The following is a 17,610-nucleotide window of genomic DNA, read 5'->3' as shown; positions in this document are numbered from 1 at the left end:
GATCCGGCTGGCACCGCCACCCGGGGATGTCCATCGTCCGGATGCTCGAGGGCGAGATCGAGCACACGATGGAAGACGACTGCGTCCCGCGGACCTACTCGGCGGGCGACGCCTGGATCGACCCCGGCCACGTCCACAGGGCCGACAGCGAGAACGGGGCCCGCGCCCACGTCACCTTCCTGGGCATCCCCGACGGGGAGCCGGCGACGGAGTGGGTCGAGCCCGCCGATTGCGGCACCGAGGAGACCGAACCGGTCGGCCCGATCCGGTAACTCGCCCGCTCGCGAGTCTTATTTACGACACAATCGGCCCGATAACAACGCGGACGGCGCGTGCTGGTTTCGGAGTTGGCGTCGCTTTCTAGCGCCGCCGGGATGTCTTCCGTCGGAAGTCTCCGCCACCGAGAGTACAGTGTGTCCTCGAAAACGGAATCGCCGTCGGCGCTCGCGACCGTCCGGAGTGTAGCCGTTCGACCTCAGTACTTCGGATCCGCGCCGGTCGTCTCGTACACCCGTTCCATCAACTCGTCGCGTTCGGCCTGCCAGGCGTGGAAGTCGTCGGGTGAACTGGGATACTCCTCGTAGTGGGCCAGTAGCTCGTCGGCGCGCTGTTTCGTCTTGTAGAGGTTCCAGACGGTGCCGTAGTGGCCGCGAGCCTTCAGCAGGCACTTGATCTTGAGCCCCCAGCCGATGTTCGTGGAGCCGGAGTACAGCGCCTCGGCGATCTGCTCGCCGGGCATGGCCGCGAGCAGGCCCATCAGCTCGTCGGTGTCGACGGCGGTCGAGAGGATGTTGTAGACGTCCAACGCTGCGTAACGGGCGCCGAAGTGCTCCATGACGCGCTCGTTGTACCGCCAGAGGGCGTCCTCGTCGACGGTGCCATCCCCGATGGCGGCGATGGCCTCCTCGGCGGCGTAGGTCCCGGCGTAGGCGGCCCCGGCGATGCCGCCGCCGGTGGTCGGGTTGACGTGGCCGGCCGCGTCGCCGACGGCGACGAAGCCGGGGTGGACCGCCGAGTCGTACGGTCGGCGCGTGGGCAAGGCGGCCCCCAGCTTGTCCTCGACGCGGGCGCCCGCGAACTCCGGTCGGTTCCGGAGGTCCCGCTTGAGGTCGTCGACCAGTTTCATCGGCTCCTCGGTCATCTGGAACCCGAGGCCAGCGTTGATCTCGGTCTCCGTCCGCGGGAAGTACCAGAGGTAGCCCGCGGCCCGCGCGGTGGGCTTGAAGACGAGCGCGTCGTGCCACTCGACGGGGTCCTCGACGTGGACGATCTCGCGGTAGGCCGAGCAGAACTGCGAGTAGTTGACGTTGGTGTCGAACGTGGAGTTCGAGAGATCCGCCTTGTCCTGGAGGATCGAGAGCGAGCCCGCGCCGTCGACGACCACGTCGGCCTCGTAGGTGTGGGGCTCGCCCTTCCGGATCGCGTCGACGCCTGTCACCGTCCCGTCGTCGGCCTGACGGACGTCGGTGACGACCGTGTCGTAGCGGAACTCGACGCCGGCCGTCGCGGCCCCCTCGATGATCCGACGGCCGTACTCCCAGCGGTCGACGACCGCGAGCTCTCCGGGTACCGGAATCTCCAGCACCGTCTCCTCCTGGGGGATCTCGAAGCGGCCGTGGTCGACGTCGGTGTTCGTGAACGCCGGCTCGATCTGGGACTTGGGGATCGAGTCGGGGAACGCGTTCGCGCCCTTGAGCGCGTCGCCGCAGGCGATGTGCCCCGCCTCGGCCTCGGTCTTGCGCTCGAGGACGACGACGTCGTAGCCGGCGTTCGCGATCGTCGCGCTCGCGTAACAGCCGGCCGTCCCCGCGCCGACGACCACCGCGTCCCACTCCCCGTCGCGAACGTCCGCGGACGCGGCGGTCCCGGCGTGCTCCTGTGTGCTCATACCCCGACGTTCTCGACCGCGGGAAGAAAACGTTTTATGTGCGATCCGTCGGCCCGATTTGGGCGGATCCGGTCGGCTTCCCGGTCGAGCGCGGTACCACCGAATTGCTGGAAGGCGGGTCGCCCCCGGCGTTCCGGATCCGTCGGAACCCGGCGCGGATTCGTGTAAAGAGTTTTGGTGGGCTTGTCCGTAGCCGGCCGTATGGCCGAGTACACCGTCGAGTTCGTGGGGACGGGCGAGACGATCACCTGTTCGGACAAAGAGACGATCCTCAACCGGTGTCTCGAGGAGGGAATCGCCCAGGAGTACTCCTGTCGCGTCGGGATGTGCCTCGCGTGCTCGGCGGAGATAATCGAGGGCGAAGTCACGCAGCCGGCCGCCCGCGGATTGACCGAGGAGGAAGCCGAGCGGTACGCGCTGACCTGCATGGCGCGACCGAAGTCGGATCTCAAGCTCGATCGCGGAAAGTACCCGCCGAGCATCGAAGCGGACGCGAGCGCGACGGCGGACGAGGCGTCGGCGGACGACTGACGTTCTCGCCGGGCGACCGCCGACCGAAACGCGCTCGGCCGCGGCCGTTCGCGGGCGGCTGGCCGACACCGGCGCCGCGGTCCGGCTCGGGGCGGGGCGACCGGACGACCTCCTCGTCTCGATCGCGAAAACTCAGCCGACGAAGTCGATGTCGTCCTCACCCTCTCCCGCCGGCGGGCGGGCGCCGCCGGGGGCCTGGTTGCCGGTCGGCACGCCCTCCGCGCCCGCCCCCCGGGGCTGGACGGCATCGCCGTCGGGACGCCCGTAGATCTGGGGGGACGTGACGCCCGTGACGACGATCATAGTGCGCATGCTTCCCTCGAGGGTCTCGTCGATGGAGGTCCCCCAGATGATCCGGGCGTCGGGGTCGATGCGGTCGTAGATCTCCTCGACGACGCCCTCTGCCTCCTCGATCGACATGTCGTTGCCGCCGGTGACGTTCACCAGCGCCGAGCTCGCCCCGGAGATGTCGACGTCGAGCAGCGGGGAGCGGAGGGCGGTCTTCACGGAGTCTTCGGCCTTCGCCTCGGAGTCGGACTCGCCGAGGCCGATCATCGCGACGCCGCCGCGTTCCATGACGGTGCGAACGTCGGCGAAGTCCAGGTTGACGAGGCCGGGCTTGGTGATCAGCTCGGTGATACCTTTCACCGAGCGCATGAGAACTTCGTCGCTCACCTTGAACGCCTGGCGGACGGGGAGCTTGCCCACGGAGTCGAGCAGGCGGTCGTTCGGGACGACGATGACGGTGTCGGAGACGTCGCGGAGGCGTTCGAGACCGGCTTCGGCGTTGGTCCGTCGGACCTCGCCCTCGGCCGTGAACGGCGTCGTGACGATCGAGATCGTCAGCGCGCCCGACTCGCGGGCCGCCTTCGCGACGACGGGCGCGGAGCCGGTGCCGGTGCCGCCGCCGAGGCCGGCGGTGACGAACACCATGTCCGAGCCCTCGATGGCGTCGTAGATGTCCTGCTGGCTCTCGAGGGCGGCCTCCTCGCCGACCTGCGGGAGCGAGCCGGCACCGCGCCCGGAGGTCTTTTGCTCGCCCATCAGGATCTTCGTGTCCGCCTCGATCTCGACGAGGTGCTGGACGTCGGTGTTGGCCGCCACGAGCTTCGCGCCGTGGATGCCCTCCTCGAACATGCGGTGGATGGTGTTGCCACCCGCGCCGCCGCATCCCACGACGGTGATGTCGGTCTGGAGGTCCTGCAGGACGTCTTCCAGCTCGTCGTCGGTCATCGTCCCCGACGGGTTCGCCGCCGGCTCTGGCTCGTCGACGACGGGTTCGGGGTCCCCGTCTTCCGCCTCGTCGATGGCGTCTTCGACAATGGAGTCCATTCTTGAACCGGTGTAACGAGCGCAGCGTAATTACCTTTCTCCCTGTTCGTCGGACGTGCGTCAGACAACGTAGCCGGAAATTACCGCCCGAGTAACGGCGGCGTACGTGTCGACGGATCGAACTGGAACGCGAGCGGTTCCCGCGACCTCCTTCGCCGGCGAACGCCTGCCCTCGACCGAGTTCGTCACTGGGGGAAATCGCACCGTCGTCTCGACCGGTCGCCGCTACCGGGGAAAGCGGGTCGTCGTCTCGATCGGTCGCCACTACCGGGGAAAGCGGGTCGTCGTCTCGATCGGTCGCCACTACCGGGGAAAGCGGGTCGTCGTCTCGACGTGGACGTCGCTCGGGTCGATTCGCTCGCCGTCGACCGTCACCGGCTCGCCCGCCGACAGCCGCCCGAACTCGGGCCCCTCGGGCACGCCCAGTTCGGCGGCGCGCTCCGGATCGAAAGCGGTCTCCTCGGCGACGACCGCGTCGTCGGTCACCCGAACCGACTCGTAGCGGTCCCGCAGCAGGTCGGCGAGCGCTTCCACGACGTCGTCGACGGATTCCCCCTCCGGCAGGGCCGCGCGGTCGCCGACGCGGCTGCCCCCGTTGGTCGTCTCGAACGCCACCGCTCGCTCGGCCACGACCGCCCGCGCCCGATCGGGGTCGATCCCCTCTGCCGCGGAGACGAGCGACGACGGGAGGGAGGCGACCGAGAACGCGTCCGCTCGCCGGTCGCCGAACCGAACGCCGTCGGCGATCGGCCCGAGTTCCGCCTCGACGGCGTCGACGAGCGAGCGCGGGCGGTCCGCGACCTCCCGCAGCCACCCCTCGCTCACGACGCGGTAGCCGAGCGACGCGACGGTCGACGCCAGGGCGGGTCGGTCCCCGTCGATCACGGCGAGTTCCGCGCCGCTCCGCTCGAACGCCTCGCGGAAGAGGTCGCCCGCCGTCGACGGGTCGCCCAGCTCCTCGAGCGCCCACGCAGGCGCGACGTGACCGACGGCCCACGGCGTCTCCCGGACGATCCGCTCGAAGCGCGGGACGTAGTGGCCGCCGCCGAAGCCGACGATCTGCCGATCACGATCGGCGTCGACGCCCCGGAGGTCGAGGATGGCGCGCGCCACCGCCTCGGCGCCCGCGGGGTCAGCCCACTGGTCCTCGCCGCTGCCGAGTTCCGCGAACAGCGACGGGCAGCCGACGTCCGTGGGTCCGTGGTGGGTACACTCCAGCCCGACCGCGTAGCCGTCGGGCGCGTGCTCGAGGAAGGCCTCGTGGAGGTGGACGAGCGCGTTCGGGGCCGCTTGCGAGAGCGCGCGGTCCTCTCCGCCGTACTCCGCGGGGCCGAAGTTGCCCGTGAAGTGACCGGTCAGCAGCGGCCCCGTCTCTCCCGAGTGCCGCGAGGCGAACACGAGCAGCTCGGGGTCGACGTCGAACGCCTCGGCCGGGCGCTCCAGTTCGAGGTGGAGGTCGTCGAACGAGCGCAGCTCGAAGCCGTCGGTTCGGAGGTACGCGGCGCCACCGTCGGCGTCCGGACGCGAATCGTCCTCGCGACGCTCCCAGTCTTCGAGCTCGCGGATCCGGTCGCAGACGTGGACCGACGCGGAGTCGTCCCGGCTCTCGACGATCGCGATCACGGGCGGAGGTGATCGGCGGCCGGACGAATAGGCTCCGGTTTTCGCCGGCGACCGGCGCCGAGTCCGCCGCGACCCCGCCAGACCTCGACGGAATCGGGTCACGGATGACGGGCACCGCGGTCGGGTTCGGCTTCGCCGCGGGCGAGATCGACGCGTTCTTCGCACCGTCGCTGATCGGCGCACTTCACGACGCGATCGAATCGTTCCTCCCCGGATCCGGCGCCCTCGCGGGGGTCGGGTTCGTCCTCCTGCTGTCGGCGCGGCGATGTACGCACGGGACGAGCGGTAGGGTGTGAGAACAGTTCGACGCGACGTCGCCGAACGGCGAGGCGCCAGTCGCCGGAGGTGCGGCGGGTGAAGCGCCGGACGCTACGGAAACAGCAGGTAGACGAAGACCACGTACGCTCCGACCAGGATCGCCCCGTCGACCCGCGAGAGTCGCCGGCCGTGCCACATCAGTCCCACCACCAGGAGGGTGAACGCGACCATCGCCGGGAGTTCGAATCGCAGGGTCCCGGTCGAGACCGGGATGGGGACGACCACGGCGACGATCCCGAGGACGGCGAGGACGTTGTAGATGTTCGAGCCGACGACGTTGCCGATCGCGAAGCCGGTCTCGCCCCGGATCGCGCCGACGACCGACGCCGCGAGTTCGGGCAGCGAAGTACCGAGTGCGAGCACCGTGAGCCCGATGAACAGCGAGGAAAAGCCCATCTCGGACAACAAGGTGGTGCCCCCGGAGACGAGCCAGCGCGAGCCCACCACGAGCGCGACGAGGCCGGCGACAACGAGCGCGACGTCCCGGACGCCGATGCCGTACCGCGCAGTCGGATGGGGTCTCCCCTTCGGATCGGCTCCCTCCACCGCATCGTCGCTCCCGACCGGCGCCTCTCCAGCCGTCGAATCACCTGCCCCCACCGACTCGTCGGCCACGGGCGCCGGGTCCGCGTTCACGTAATAGACGAGGTAGGCGGTGAACGTACCCAGTACCGCGAGCATGATCACGCCGTCGACCCGGCCCAATTGGCCGTCGAACGCGGCCAGGCCGTAGCAGAGAACCGCCGCGAGGATCATGAACGGGACGTGCCGGCGCATGACCGTGTCGGTCACCCGCAGCGGACGGATCAGCGCCGCGAGTCCGAGGACCAGTCCGACGTTCGCGATGTTCGAACCGAGCACCGCGCCGAGACCGACGTCCGGATCGACGTTCAGCGCGCCGATCATCGCGACGAACAGCTCGGGCGCGGTCGTGACGAGCGCGATCACCGTCACCCCGACGGTCGCGGCCCGGAGCCCGACGCCGTGGGCGATCCGGCCGGCGCCGGCCACCAGGAGCTCAGCGCCGACGTAGAGGGCCACGATACCGGCGGTCAGCGTGACCAGCGCGATCGCCGTTTCCCCGTTCATCGCCCGGTGGTATTCGTGAGCGGCGTATAAGCCGTCCGGACCGCGGCGGCCGGGGGCCGTCCCCCACGATCCCCGCGGTCCGTCCCACGCGAACGGCAGCGTATTGATGCGAACGGCTTCGGACCGAAATTGATACGAACGGCCTCGGGCCGAACGCTCGACCGCGCGGATCACACCAATTTTGTCCCGCCCGCTCCGAGAGCCCGCATGGACGTCTACGGACTGGTCGGCAACCCGGTCGGCCACTCGCTGTCGCCGCCGATGCACGAGGCGGCCTACGAAGAACTGGGCATCGACGCGCGCTACGTGACCTTCGAACCCGATGCCGAGGACCTCGAGAGCGCCATCCGCGGCGCGGCCGCGCTCGGCGTCCGCGGGCTGAACGTGACGATCCCGTTCAAGCGGGACGTCCTCGAGCTCGTGGAACCGGACGACCTCGCCGCGCGGATCGGCGCGGTGAACACGATCGACTTCGCCGGCGAACTCACGGGTCACAACACCGACGCCGGCGGCGCGCTCCGGGCGCTTCGCGAGGGCGGAGTGGAGCCGCGGGACGCGAACGCCGTGGTGGTGGGCGCGGGCGGGGCGGGACGCGCGACCGCGTTCGGGCTGGCGGACGCCGGCGCGGAGGTGCGGATCGCCAATCGAACCGTCGACCGAGCCCGCGATCTGGCCGAGGAGGTTCCGCACGCGTCGGGCCACGGACTCGACGCGCTCGCCGATTTGCTGTCCGACGCCGACGTCCTCGTCAACGCGACGAGCGTGGGGATGGAAACGGACGCTTCGCCGGTGCCCGCCGACGCGCTTCACGGCGGACTGACGGTTCTCGACGCCGTCTACCGGCCGCTCGAGACGCGGCTCCTCCGGGACGCGGAGGCGGCGGGCGCGACGACCGTCGACGGCGCGCGAATGCTGCTCTACCAGGGCGTCGAGGCGTTCGAACGCTGGACCGGCGCGTCCGCGCCGGCCGACGAGATGGACGCGGCGCTCCGGGCGCGGCTGTAATACCCGGGCCCCGGGCGCGGCCGTGATACCCGGCGCCCCGGGCGCGGCCGTTCCCGAAATTGCGAAGAGCCGGGATCGCGGAAATCCGGCTCGCGAGCGATCGAGGATAGGAAAATCGAAATCCCGTCGGTAATCGCGGATTCACGCGGCGCACGTCGCGCGCTCTGGCTGCCGTTATCGAACGACTTTAACCCCAGAAACGTATATCGTCGAGACATGGCACTCCTGCAGAAGTTGAAGTCCATCCTGGGCCTCGGGGATGGCGAGTCGAAACGGCGGGAGCGCGACGTGGGCGTGACCGTCGAACGCGAGGCCGGAGCCGGCGAGGGGCGCGAGGCGCCGCCGCCGATGAGCGCCGGCCGCGCCGAGGCCGACGAACCGAACGCCGCCAGCGCCGAAGAGCCCGACGCGGACGGCGAATCCGCGACCGAGCCGGACGCGGCGATCGAGGAAGCCGAGCCCGACCGGGAGAGCTCCGCCGACGAACCGGCCGAGGAGGCGGCCGAACCCGCCGACGAACCGGCAGCGAGCGACGCGGAGGCGCCCCCCGAAGACGAGGACGCGCCCGCCGAAGACGACGATACGCGCGACCACGACGAGGCGGCCGCCGCCGGAGCGAGCGCGAGCGGTTCCTCCGAGTCGATCTCCGAAGTACCGGACGACCCGGCGGAGGCGGCCGAACCCGCCGAAGCCGTCGGCCCCACGGACGGCGACGCCGCGCCAGAGGCCGAGAAGACGTCCGAACCCGACGAGGTCGAGTCCGTCGACGAAGAGGCGGACGAACCCGACGAACCCGAATCCGTCGACGAGGGGGCGGACGAACCCGACGAGACCGAATCCGTCGACGTAATCAAGGGAATCGGCCCCGCGTACGCGGATCGGCTGGCCGACGCCGGCGTCGAGCACGTCCACGAACTGGCCGCCGCGGACGCCGAGGAGCTGGCCGAGGCGACGGACATCTCGGCCACGCGAATCGAGGAGTGGATCGAACGCGCGGCCGTGCGCTGACGGCGGTCGGAAGCCCGATCGGTCGCCGACCGGACCCACCGTTCTTCACGTCGGCGACGCACTTTCGCCGTTCCCCCGATCGTCCGGTACCGCAAAACGATTAGCCCGGGGGCCCGGATGGCTACGCATGACGAAGCCGCGCGTCGCGACCGCGGTCGAGGACGTCCGCGCGCTGGCGGCCGACGCCGAGCCGGGAACCCGTCTGCCGGTCGAGGTCCGCCTGCCGGTCGAGGATCCGTTCGAGGCCTACCGCCGGGCGCGCGACGGGTCGGGCGGCGTCTACCTCGAAACCACCGGCGGCCAGCGCGGCTGGAGCTACTTCGGGATCGATCCGATCGAGCGACTGACCGTCGGACCCGACGCCGTCGCCCTCGACGCCGACTCGACGGCGCCCTCGGGCGGGTCGTCGACGGCATCGGGGGAGGCGCCGACGCTCGCTGCGCTCGGAGGCCTCCTCGACGGCGAGTCGATCGCCCGCGGCGACTGCGACGTCCCCTTCCCCTGCGGGGCGATCGGCTGGCTCTCCTACGACGTCGCCCGCGAGCTCGAAGCGCTGCCGGAGACGACCGCCGACGACCGGGACCTTCCGCAGCTCGACGTCGCCGTCTTCGATCGGTTGGCCGCGTGGGAGGCGCCCGCCGAAGGGCCGGTGACGCTGCGGATCACCGCGTGTCCGCGCCTCGGGGACGGACGGGGGACGGGCGACGGTCCAGACGGGGTCGGCGGCGACGCGAACGCGGTCGACGACGGCGCGAACGCGGTCGAAGACGACCCCGATGCAGTCTACGAGCGCGGTCGCGAGCGGGCGCTGGAACTCGCCGAGGCGATCCTCGCGGGGGAGGCGTCCGTCGGACCGCCCCCCGCCGACGCGCCGGACGCCACCTTCGAGAGCGACTGCGGCCGGGAGGCGTTCGCCGAGCGGGTTCGGCGGGTGAAGGAGTACGTCCGCGACGGCGATACCTTCCAGGCGAACGTCTCCCAGCGACTGGTCGCGCCGGCGGCGGTCCACCCCGTGGACGCCTACGACGCCCTGCGGCGGGTGAATCCGGCCCCGTATTCCGGGCTGCTCGAATTCCGGTCGGTCGACCTGGTGAGCGCGAGCCCCGAGCTCCTGCTGGAGCGGGACGGCGATCTCGTGCGCACGGAACCGATCGCCGGCACGCGCCCCCGCGGCCGGACGCCCGAGGCGGACGAGGCCCTCGCCGAGGAACTGCGCACAGACGAGAAGGAGCGGGCCGAACACGCCATGCTGGTCGACCTTGAGCGCAACGACCTCGGAAAGGTCTGTGCGTACGGCACCGTCGAGGTGTCGGAGTACCGGCGCGTCGACCGCTACTCGGAGGTGATGCACCTCGTCTCGGACGTCGCGGGCCGGCTCCGCGAGGGCGCCACCCTGTCGGACGCGATCGCCGCGGTCTTCCCCGGCGGGACGATCACCGGCGCCCCCAAGCCCCGGACGATGGAGATCATCGACGAGCTCGAGGAGGTCCGTCGCGGTCCGTACACCGGCTCCGTCGGGATCTTCGGCTTCGACGGTCGGGCGACGCTCAACATCGTGATCCGGACGCTGGTGCGCCACGCCGACGAGTACCACCTCCGGGTCGGCGCCGGCATCGTCCACGACTCCGAACCCTACCGCGAGTACGACGAGACGCTCGACAAGGCACGGGCGCTGATCACGGCCATCGACGAAGCGCTCGGCGAGCGGGCGGCGCTGACCGTCGACGCGGACGACGAGGCGGTGAGCGACGGGGGTGAGCGGCGGTGACCGTCGACGCGGACGACGAGGCGGTGAGCGATCGGGGTGAGCGGCGGTGAGCGACGCCGAAACCGGAGTTCTCGTGATCGACAACTACGACTCGTTCGTCTACAACCTCGTCCAGTACGTCGGCGAGGTGGCCGACGAGGTCGTCGTCCGGCGCAACGACGCCGTGGACCTTGCGGACGTCCGCGCGCTCGATCCCGCCGGGATCGTCGTCTCGCCGGGGCCGGGAACGCCCGCCGAGGCCGGGATCTCGATCCCGCTGTTCGCCGAGACCGACTACCCGATTCTCGGGGTCTGTCTGGGCCACCAGGCGCTGTGCGCGGCGAACGGGGCCGAGGTCGGGCACGCACCCGACGTGGTCCACGGCAAACCCTCGGTGATCGACCACGACGGCGAGGGGATCTTCGCCGGCCTTCCGGACCGCGTCCAGGTCGGGCGCTATCACTCGCTGGCCGTCGAGCGCGAGGACCTCCCGGGGTCGCTGATCGAGACCGCCAGCACGGCCGACGAGCGCGACGTGCTGATGGCCGTCCGCCACCGGGAGAAGCCCCACGTCGGCGTCCAGTTTCACCCCGAGAGCATCCTGACGCGGGAGCCGGACGCGGGCGCGACCGGAGAGATCAGCCTCGCGGTCGGCAAGCGACTGGTCGAGAACTTTTGCGAGCAGGCGGCCGCGATTCGCGAGGCGGGCGAGTGTCGCGGGGGGAGTCACGCGTGAGCGACGAGTTCGGCGGGTCGAACGCTTCCGACGAACCGGGCGGAGCCCGGGAACGCCGGTACCACGTCGACGGTGAGTTGATCCCCGCCGGCGAGGCGACGGTACGGGTCGACGACCGCGGGTTCCGCTACGGCGACGCCGCGTTCGAAACGCTCCGCGCGTACGGCGGCGCGATCTTCGAGTGGGACGCACACGCCGATCGACTCGAGCGCACCTGCGAGACCCTCGCCATGGACCACGGCCGCTCGCGTGCGGACCTCCGCGCCAGGATCGACGAGACGCTCGACGCCAACGACCTGACGGACGCCTACGTCCGCCTCTCGATCACTCGCGGCGTTCAGCCGGGGAAACTGACCCCCCGTTCCGAGGTCGACCCGACGGTCGTCGTCGTCGTGAAGCCGCTCCCGCGGGGCGGTCTCGACGGCGAGCCGGTCTGGGACGGGCCGGCGACGGTTCGGACGGTCGAAACCCGTCGAATCCCGGACGAAGCGGTCCCCGCGGGCGCGAAGACCCACAACTACCTCAACGGGATCCTCGCTCGGACCGAACTCCGGGGAAGCGACGCGGACGAGGCCCTGCTGTGCGACCTCGACGGGAACCTCGCCGAGGGCGCGACGAGCAACGTCTGCTTCGTCGACGACGGGACGCTGCACACGCCGTCGACCGACGGACCCGTACTCCCCGGAATCACGCGTCGGGTCGTCCTCGAGCTCGCGGAGGCGGCCGACGTGCCGGTCCGCGAGGGTCGGTACGTCCCGGAGGACCTGCGGAACGCGGACGAGGCGTTCCTGACGAACACGACGTGGGAGCTGCGCCCGGTCGACGCGGTCGACGGCCGGCGGGTAGGTGGTGGACCCGTCGCCGAGCGCCTGACGCGCCTGTTCGACGAGCGGGTCGACGAGCGGTGTTACTGACGGACGATCGCGACCCTGACTGACGGCGCCGACGATGGACTAATAGTTCGGGTGAACCATGTCCCGCTCCTGATCGTACGCGAGCAGTCCGATCCCCACCAGTCGCGGAAGGTGGTCGTGGTAGATCGAGACGTAGACCTCGGTGACGGTCTCGGCGCTGATCTCGGGGAGCGGCCGGTCGCGTTCGCGAACGGCCACCTCGTCGGCCACGTCCGGTAGCGCGAGCGGTTCGTCGTGGTCGCGAACCACCTGTACGGTCAACCGGCGCCGCCGGTCCGCCAGCACGCCGAGCGCGTGGTCGATCCGTTCGGGCGCTCCGTCCTCGGGAAGTCGATCGAGGAGCGTCAACGCCAGCTCGGCGGCGTCGATCTCCGAAGGGTTTGTCGCTGTCATGTGCGTATCCTGGGGTCCGGATGGTCGCAGTGGTCACTCAGGACGGTTACTCGGGGGTCCGGGCCACCTGCCGCCCGTTCGATACGGACCTGACGCCGACGTCCCTGAAAGACCTATCGGAACGAGTCGGCAGTCACTCGATCGTGACGGTCGGTTCCTCGACCCCCTCGTGCTTGCACTCCGGACACCGCGACGGACGGTTGAGGAGGTCGTCGAATCCGTCGAAGCCGCACTCGCGACAGGTCGGGGGTGCGACCAGCAGTTGCTCGTCGGTACCGTCGAGGCTGCGGGCGACGTGCTCCAGGTGCGTACAGACGGTCGACGGGTGCAAGTCGAACTCGACCGCGAGCTCGGACGGCGTCCCGGGAGAGGCGCGCACGTGATCGGCGAGCCGTCGCCTCGTCGTCTCGATCGCGTCGTCCATACCGGCAGGTCGAGTTCGCGAGGTTTACCTCCTTCCCACGTCCCGCGGACCGGGTCCGGGCGCGGACCGTTCGAACCGGGTCGTTCGAACCGCCGGTCCGCCGCGGCGACGACCGACGGAGCGACGTTCCAGAATCGCGCCGATCGAACCCCGTGCAGTCGCCGGTCGAACCCCGCGCTGTCGCCGACCGGGCTCCGCGCGGTCGCCGACCGGGCTCCGCGCGGTCGCCGGTTGAACGCCGTGCGATCGTCGGAGCCGCCCGCTCTCCGGTCGATTCGTCGGTCGAGCAGACACGCTTTTCAGCACCGACACCTTACCCCCGCCCAGATGGACTCCGCGGGCCTGCTCGATCTGCTCGGTAACGAAAACCGCCGGCGGATCCTGCGGCTGCTCTCGAGGAAACCCTGTTACGTCACCGAGATCTCCGAGTACCTGGGCGTGAGTCCGAAGGCGGTCATCGAGCACCTCCGAAAGCTCGACGAGGCCGGGCTGGTCGAGAGCCGGACCGACGACCAGCGCCGGAAGTACTTCCACATCGCGCGCAACGTCCGCCTGGAGGTCAACGTCTCGCCGTACGGCTTTGCCAGTAAGAGCGCGTACCCGGCCAGCAACAGCCTGGACCTCACGAGCTGTCGGCACCTCTCGCTCGACGTCGCCTACGAGGACGACGGCGACCTCGGCGAGCTGCTGGCGAGCCTGGAGCGGCTCGAACGGCTCGAAAACGAGCTCTCGCTCGCCCAGCGGTGGGTCCAGGGACGACTCTGTGAGACGCTCGATCGGATCTCCGAGTCGGTCGGCTCCGGACCCGAAAGTCGCATCTACGCCGATCTGCTCGCGAGCATCCGATCGGAGCCGAAGGGCGTCGGCGCGATCAGCCGAGAGCTGGAGGCCCCGCGAGAGGTCGTCGCCGAGTTGCTCGAGGCGATGGCCGATCAGGGACTGGTCAGGCGCACCGAACGCGGCTGGGAGCTGGTCTGCGAGCGCGAACCGACGTGAGCGGGAACCGGTCCGACGAGCGCGAACCGACTCGAGTTTTCGCCGACCGGCTCGCGTCGGCTCGGCTCCCGGAACCGGGCTCAGACGTCCGCGTCGAGCCCGCCTCGCAGGTCGCGGCCGAAGTAGTAGCCGAGGATGCACGCGAGCGCGCTGGCCGTGATGCCGGCGACCAGGACGCGGCCCCCCAGCCCGGCGACGACGAGGACCGTGTAGTTGAACAGCGCGGTCACCGCCCCCACCGAACAGCCGGCGAGGCACACCTCCAGGTACCGGCGCTTGGAGGTCGCCGCGCCGACGAGGAAAGCGACGGCGAACAGGCCGATCAGGGAGCCGGCGACGGGAATCGTCATCCCGCCCGCGAAGAAGCCCGCGCCGAACACCGCCATCAACGCCACGAACTCGCGCAGGGAGAAGTACGAAGAGAGACCGCCACCGGGGATCGAGGGGCGCAACCACCCCAGAGAGCGACGGACGCGCGAGCGCCCCGAACCGGACTCGGCAGTCGACTCGCCGTCGACCGTCCCCCCGGAGTCGGGCTCGACGCGCCCCCGTCGCGACGAGTCCTCGTCTCCCGGATCGTCCGCCGCGTCCGCTCCGCGCGTCGGCGGGTCGTCCGGCCGAGCGCCGCCCTCGCCCGCCTCCGAGAGCAGTCGCTCGGTCTCCTCGAGGATCTCCTCCGTGGAACGGGGCTCCTCGACGGCGGTCTCGTCCGAACGGTCGGCCATGGTCGCGCTTCGTCGCCGTGGCAGATGGGTGTTTCCCCGTCCGACCACCGCCCCGGCGTCCGGTCGGCGCGGCCGGAAGCTACGGGACGCGTCGACGCCGGCGGACGCCGTGAGCTGGATCGCCGCGCTGACGTTCGCCGCGGCCGCGTCCGCCGCTGGGGCGCTCGCCGGCGGGCTCGCGGCACACGTCGAGCACCAGCCGGAGCACCCGTCGTCGCTGGCGGACGGCATGCGCGGGATCGGGCTGCCGGTCGCGCTCGCGGGCATCGTGCTCGGGACCGTGCTGCTGGGATACGCGGTCGTCGGCTTCGGCATTCCCCCGGTCGTCGACGTGGTCCGGTGAGTCGTCACCCGACCGGCACCCTCACCCGACCGTTATGGTCGCGACGCTCGTACGAGTTCACATGCGACCCACGCTCCTCGTCGTGGGGCTGCTCGGCGTCGCCGTCGGCGGCGCGACGCTGTACGCGGCTCGCCACCACCTCGACCGACTCGGCGTCGAACGTCAGCAACGGGACGCGTTACGGAAGGGGATCGCCGTCCTCGCGGGGATGCTGATAACGTTCGGGCTGGCGATGGCCGCGGTGGGAATGTTCGGGTGAGCGGATACACGAGCACCCCCGCGATCGTCGACCGCCGAAAAGGTGGGTTCAAGTCGACGGCGAGGCAATGGCCGTCCATGAATCCAGGCGACCGCGTCCGCGTCGAGCGCGGGGACAGAACGTTCGAGGGCGTCTTCCTCCCCTCCAGTACGGACGACCACCTCGTCGTCAAGCTCGCCGGCGGCTACAACGTCGGCGTCGATCGCGAGGACGCGGCGGTCGAGGTGCTCGAAGCGGACGTCCACGACGTCGGCGAGGGCGACGGTGACGACGAGGGGGTCGCCTCCGAGATCGCGTTCGACGAGGACCTCCCGACGATCTCGCTGCTGTCGACCGGCGGCACGATCGCCTCGACCGTCGACTACCGGACGGGTGCGGTGACCGCTCAGTTCGACGCCGAGGACGTCCTGCGGGCGGTTCCCGACCTCGCCGGCCGGGCGAACTACCGCGGCCGGGTCGTCTCGAACATCCTCTCGGAGAACATGACGCCGGCGGTCTGGCGCGACCTCGCGACGGCCGTGTACGAAGAGATCGAGGCCGGCGCCGACGGCGTCGTCGTGATGCACGGTACCGACACCATGCAGTTCACCGCGAGCGCGCTCGCGTTCGCGCTGGAGACGCCGGTCCCGATCGTCTTCACCGGCAGCCAGCGCTCGGCGGACCGGCCCTCCTCGGACAACGTGATGAACGCGGTCTGCGCCGTCGAGGCCGCGAAGGCCGACTGCGCGGAGGTCCTCGTCTGCATGCACGCGAGCGAGTCCGACGACGTCTGCGCCCTCCACCGCGGCACCCGGGTTCGAAAGAACCACACCTCCCGCAGGGACGCCTTCGAAACCGTCGGCGCGGAACCGCTGGGCGAGGTCGACTACGAGACCGAGGAGGTGCGCGTGCGCCGGGACGACTACCGCGAGCGGGACGAAACGGAACTCGCCATCGACCCCGACCTCGAGACCGACGTCGAACTCGTGAAGTTCACGCCGGGCATGGACCCCGCGTTCCTCGACGTCGCCGACGGAAAGGCGGGTCTCGTGCTCGAGGGGACCGGCCTCGGACACGTCCACACCGACCTCGTCCCCCGGATCGCGGAGCTGATCGACGGCGGGACGACCGTCGTGATGACCAGCCAGTGCGTCGAAGGGCGAGTCTGCGACCGCGTCTACGATACCGGCCGGGACCTCCTCGATGCCGGGGTGATCGAGGCGGGCGACATCCTTCCCGGAACGGCGAAAGTCAAGTTGATGTGGACGCTCGCGAATGCGTCGGACGACGAGGCGGTGCGCGAGCTGATGGAGACCTCGATCGCGGGCGATCTGCAGCGACGATCCGTCCCGTGGACCTGAGGTGAGCGAGATGACAGGACAAGCCGAGGTCGAGATCCGACGAGCGACGCACGACGACTACGAGGGCGTAGCCGCCTTCACGAGCGAGCTCTGGCAGGACCGCGGCGGGGACTACCTCCCGCGGGTCTACCACGACTGGCTCGAAGACGACGGCGACGAGCGAAAGCGGACGTTCCTCGCGTCCGTCGGCGACGACGTCGCCGGCATCGTCCAGGCCGTGATGCTCTCCGACGACGAGGCCTGGTTCCAGGGGATGCGGGTGAACCCCGACTACCAGCGCCAGGGGATCAGCCGCCGGCTGAACGAGGCCTGCTTCGAGTGGACCTGCGGTAAGGGCGCCACCGTCGGACGGTTGATGACGTTCTCATGGAACGTCGCCGCGCTGGGCGCCGCCCGCGCCGGCGGATTCGACCCCGCGACCGAGTTCCGCTGGGCCCACCCGGAACCGGATCCGGACGCCGACGGCCCGCACGCCGTCACGGACGACCCGGCGGCGGCCTGGCGATACTGGACCGCGAGCGACGTCCGCGAGCACCTCCGGGGACTCGCGCTCGACGCCGAGGAGTCGTGGGCCGTCCGCGAACTGACGCGGAACGACCTCCACGAACTCGCCGAGGAGACCGCCGTCTTCGCCGTCGAGGGCGAGACCGGCGTCTCGGGGATGGCCTACCGCACGCGAACCTACGACCGCGAGAACGACGACGGCGAGCCCGAGACCTGGGCCGAGTACGGCGTCGGCGCGTGGGTCGACGTCCCCGCCGCGAAGTCCCTGCTCGCCGCGGTGGCACGGGACGCAGCCGCCCTCGAGGCCGACCGAACCCGGATGCTGATCCCCGAGACGGTCCAGTACGTGAGCGACGCCTCCTACGCGGGCGCCGCGGTCTCGGACGAGCCCGACTTCGTCCTCGAGACCGACCTGACGAGCTGGTGAGGGCGGTC

19 protein-coding genes and 1 pseudogene are annotated in these 17,610 nt (G+C 70.6%); 13 read left to right on the top strand and 7 right to left on the bottom strand.

Annotated elements, in window-relative coordinates:
- Positions 1-272: pseudogene (locus QZT59_RS02590) on the top strand (hypothetical protein); the annotation flags it as partial.
- Positions 273-475: 203 nt separating this feature from the next.
- On the opposite strand, the gene QZT59_RS02585 reads toward QZT59_RS02590, so the two are convergent.
- A complete protein-coding gene (locus tag QZT59_RS02585) occupies positions 476-1,888 on the bottom strand; it encodes a geranylgeranyl reductase family protein (protein WP_290810921.1) in 1,413 nt (470 codons plus the stop codon).
- A 201-nt stretch (positions 1,889-2,089) separates the two neighbouring features.
- Between QZT59_RS02585 and QZT59_RS02580 the strand changes: the two genes are divergently transcribed.
- A complete protein-coding gene (locus QZT59_RS02580) occupies positions 2,090-2,419 on the top strand; it encodes a 2Fe-2S iron-sulfur cluster-binding protein (protein ID WP_290810918.1) in 330 nt (109 codons plus the stop codon).
- A 132-nt stretch (positions 2,420-2,551) separates the two neighbouring features.
- Here the strand turns inward: QZT59_RS02580 and ftsZ are convergent, their stop codons facing one another.
- Both ftsZ and QZT59_RS02570 read right to left on the bottom strand, forming a co-directional pair.
- Entirely contained in the window at positions 2,552-3,751 is a 1,200-nt protein-coding gene (gene ftsZ / locus QZT59_RS02575; RefSeq protein ID WP_290810915.1) for a cell division protein FtsZ, read from the bottom strand.
- Positions 3,752-4,054: 303 nt separating this feature from the next.
- Positions 4,055-5,374 (bottom strand): D-aminoacyl-tRNA deacylase, encoded by a 1,320-nt coding sequence (locus tag QZT59_RS02570; protein WP_290810912.1) that lies wholly within the window; start codon positions 5,372-5,374, stop codon positions 4,055-4,057.
- 104 nt (positions 5,375-5,478) lie between these two features.
- Between QZT59_RS02570 and QZT59_RS02565 the strand changes: the two genes are divergently transcribed.
- Positions 5,479-5,670 (top strand): hypothetical protein, encoded by a 192-nt coding sequence (locus QZT59_RS02565; RefSeq protein ID WP_290810909.1) that lies wholly within the window; start codon positions 5,479-5,481, stop codon positions 5,668-5,670.
- Between the two features lie 73 nt (positions 5,671-5,743).
- On the opposite strand, the gene QZT59_RS02560 is transcribed toward QZT59_RS02565, so the two are convergent.
- Positions 5,744-6,781, bottom strand: a complete 1,038-nt coding sequence (locus QZT59_RS02560) for a calcium/sodium antiporter (protein ID WP_290810906.1) — start codon at positions 6,779-6,781, stop codon at positions 5,744-5,746.
- Positions 6,782-6,988: 207 nt separating this feature from the next.
- On the opposite strand from QZT59_RS02560, the gene QZT59_RS02555 reads away from it, so the two are divergent.
- The 5 genes from QZT59_RS02555 to QZT59_RS02535 all read left to right on the top strand — a co-directional run bounded on the left by QZT59_RS02555 (position 6,989) and on the right by QZT59_RS02535 (position 12,191).
- Positions 6,989-7,786 (top strand): shikimate dehydrogenase, encoded by a 798-nt coding sequence (locus QZT59_RS02555; protein ID WP_290810903.1) that lies wholly within the window; start codon positions 6,989-6,991, stop codon positions 7,784-7,786.
- Positions 7,787-8,002: 216 nt separating this feature from the next.
- Positions 8,003-8,794: a helix-hairpin-helix domain-containing protein gene (locus tag QZT59_RS02550; RefSeq protein ID WP_290810901.1), complete on the top strand. Its 792-nt coding sequence runs from the start codon at positions 8,003-8,005 to the stop codon at positions 8,792-8,794.
- Between the two features lie 127 nt (positions 8,795-8,921).
- Positions 8,922-10,562 carry an anthranilate synthase component I family protein gene (locus QZT59_RS02545; protein ID WP_290810899.1) on the top strand — a complete coding sequence of 547 codons (1,641 nt, stop codon included), beginning with the start codon at positions 8,922-8,924 and terminating at the stop codon, positions 10,560-10,562.
- Positions 10,563-10,608: 46 nt separating this feature from the next.
- Positions 10,609-11,277 carry an aminodeoxychorismate/anthranilate synthase component II gene (locus QZT59_RS02540; RefSeq protein WP_290810896.1) on the top strand — a complete coding sequence of 223 codons (669 nt, stop codon included), beginning with the start codon at positions 10,609-10,611 and terminating at the stop codon, positions 11,275-11,277.
- Positions 11,274-12,191, top strand: a complete 918-nt coding sequence (locus QZT59_RS02535) for an aminotransferase class IV (RefSeq protein WP_394348631.1) — start codon at positions 11,274-11,276, stop codon at positions 12,189-12,191. The genes QZT59_RS02540 and QZT59_RS02535 overlap by 4 nt, the downstream gene beginning before the upstream one ends.
- Positions 12,192-12,230: 39 nt before the next feature.
- Here the strand turns inward: QZT59_RS02535 and QZT59_RS02530 are convergent, their stop codons facing one another.
- Positions 12,231-12,584: a hypothetical protein gene (locus QZT59_RS02530; protein ID WP_290810893.1), complete on the bottom strand. Its 354-nt coding sequence runs from the start codon at positions 12,582-12,584 to the stop codon at positions 12,231-12,233.
- A gap of 133 nt (positions 12,585-12,717) precedes the next feature.
- On the bottom strand, positions 12,718-13,008 hold the full coding sequence (locus QZT59_RS02525) for a transcriptional regulator (protein WP_290810890.1): 291 nt from the start codon (positions 13,006-13,008) through the stop codon (positions 12,718-12,720).
- A gap of 327 nt (positions 13,009-13,335) precedes the next feature.
- Between QZT59_RS02525 and QZT59_RS02520 the strand changes: the two genes are divergently transcribed.
- Positions 13,336-14,004, top strand: a complete 669-nt coding sequence (locus tag QZT59_RS02520; RefSeq protein ID WP_290810887.1) for a metalloregulator ArsR/SmtB family transcription factor — start codon at positions 13,336-13,338, stop codon at positions 14,002-14,004.
- Between the two features lie 80 nt (positions 14,005-14,084).
- Here QZT59_RS02520 and QZT59_RS02515 read toward each other — a convergent pair whose 3' ends face one another.
- On the bottom strand, positions 14,085-14,729 hold the full coding sequence (locus QZT59_RS02515) for a hypothetical protein (protein ID WP_290810884.1): 645 nt from the start codon (positions 14,727-14,729) through the stop codon (positions 14,085-14,087).
- Positions 14,730-14,838: 109 nt separating this feature from the next.
- On the opposite strand from QZT59_RS02515, the gene QZT59_RS02510 reads away from it, so the two are divergent.
- From QZT59_RS02510 to QZT59_RS02495, 4 genes are all read left to right on the top strand, one after another.
- Positions 14,839-15,072: a hypothetical protein gene (locus QZT59_RS02510; RefSeq protein ID WP_290810880.1), complete on the top strand. Its 234-nt coding sequence runs from the start codon at positions 14,839-14,841 to the stop codon at positions 15,070-15,072.
- A gap of 61 nt (positions 15,073-15,133) precedes the next feature.
- Positions 15,134-15,331, top strand: a complete 198-nt coding sequence (locus QZT59_RS02505) for a hypothetical protein (protein ID WP_290810878.1) — start codon at positions 15,134-15,136, stop codon at positions 15,329-15,331.
- Between the two features lie 77 nt (positions 15,332-15,408).
- Positions 15,409-16,671: a Glu-tRNA(Gln) amidotransferase subunit GatD gene (gatD, locus tag QZT59_RS02500; protein WP_290810875.1), complete on the top strand. Its 1,263-nt coding sequence runs from the start codon at positions 15,409-15,411 to the stop codon at positions 16,669-16,671.
- Positions 16,672-16,681: 10 nt separating this feature from the next.
- Positions 16,682-17,602 carry a GNAT family N-acetyltransferase gene (locus QZT59_RS02495; protein WP_290810872.1) on the top strand — a complete coding sequence of 307 codons (921 nt, stop codon included), beginning with the start codon at positions 16,682-16,684 and terminating at the stop codon, positions 17,600-17,602.
- Positions 17,603-17,610 lie beyond the last annotated feature (8 nt).

The sequence above is a fragment of the Halovivax sp. genome (genome assembly GCA_007119345.1).
Taxonomy (GTDB): Archaea; Halobacteriota; Halobacteria; order Halobacteriales; family Natrialbaceae; genus Halovivax.
This window is presented reverse-complemented; position numbering and strand designations above follow the sequence as displayed.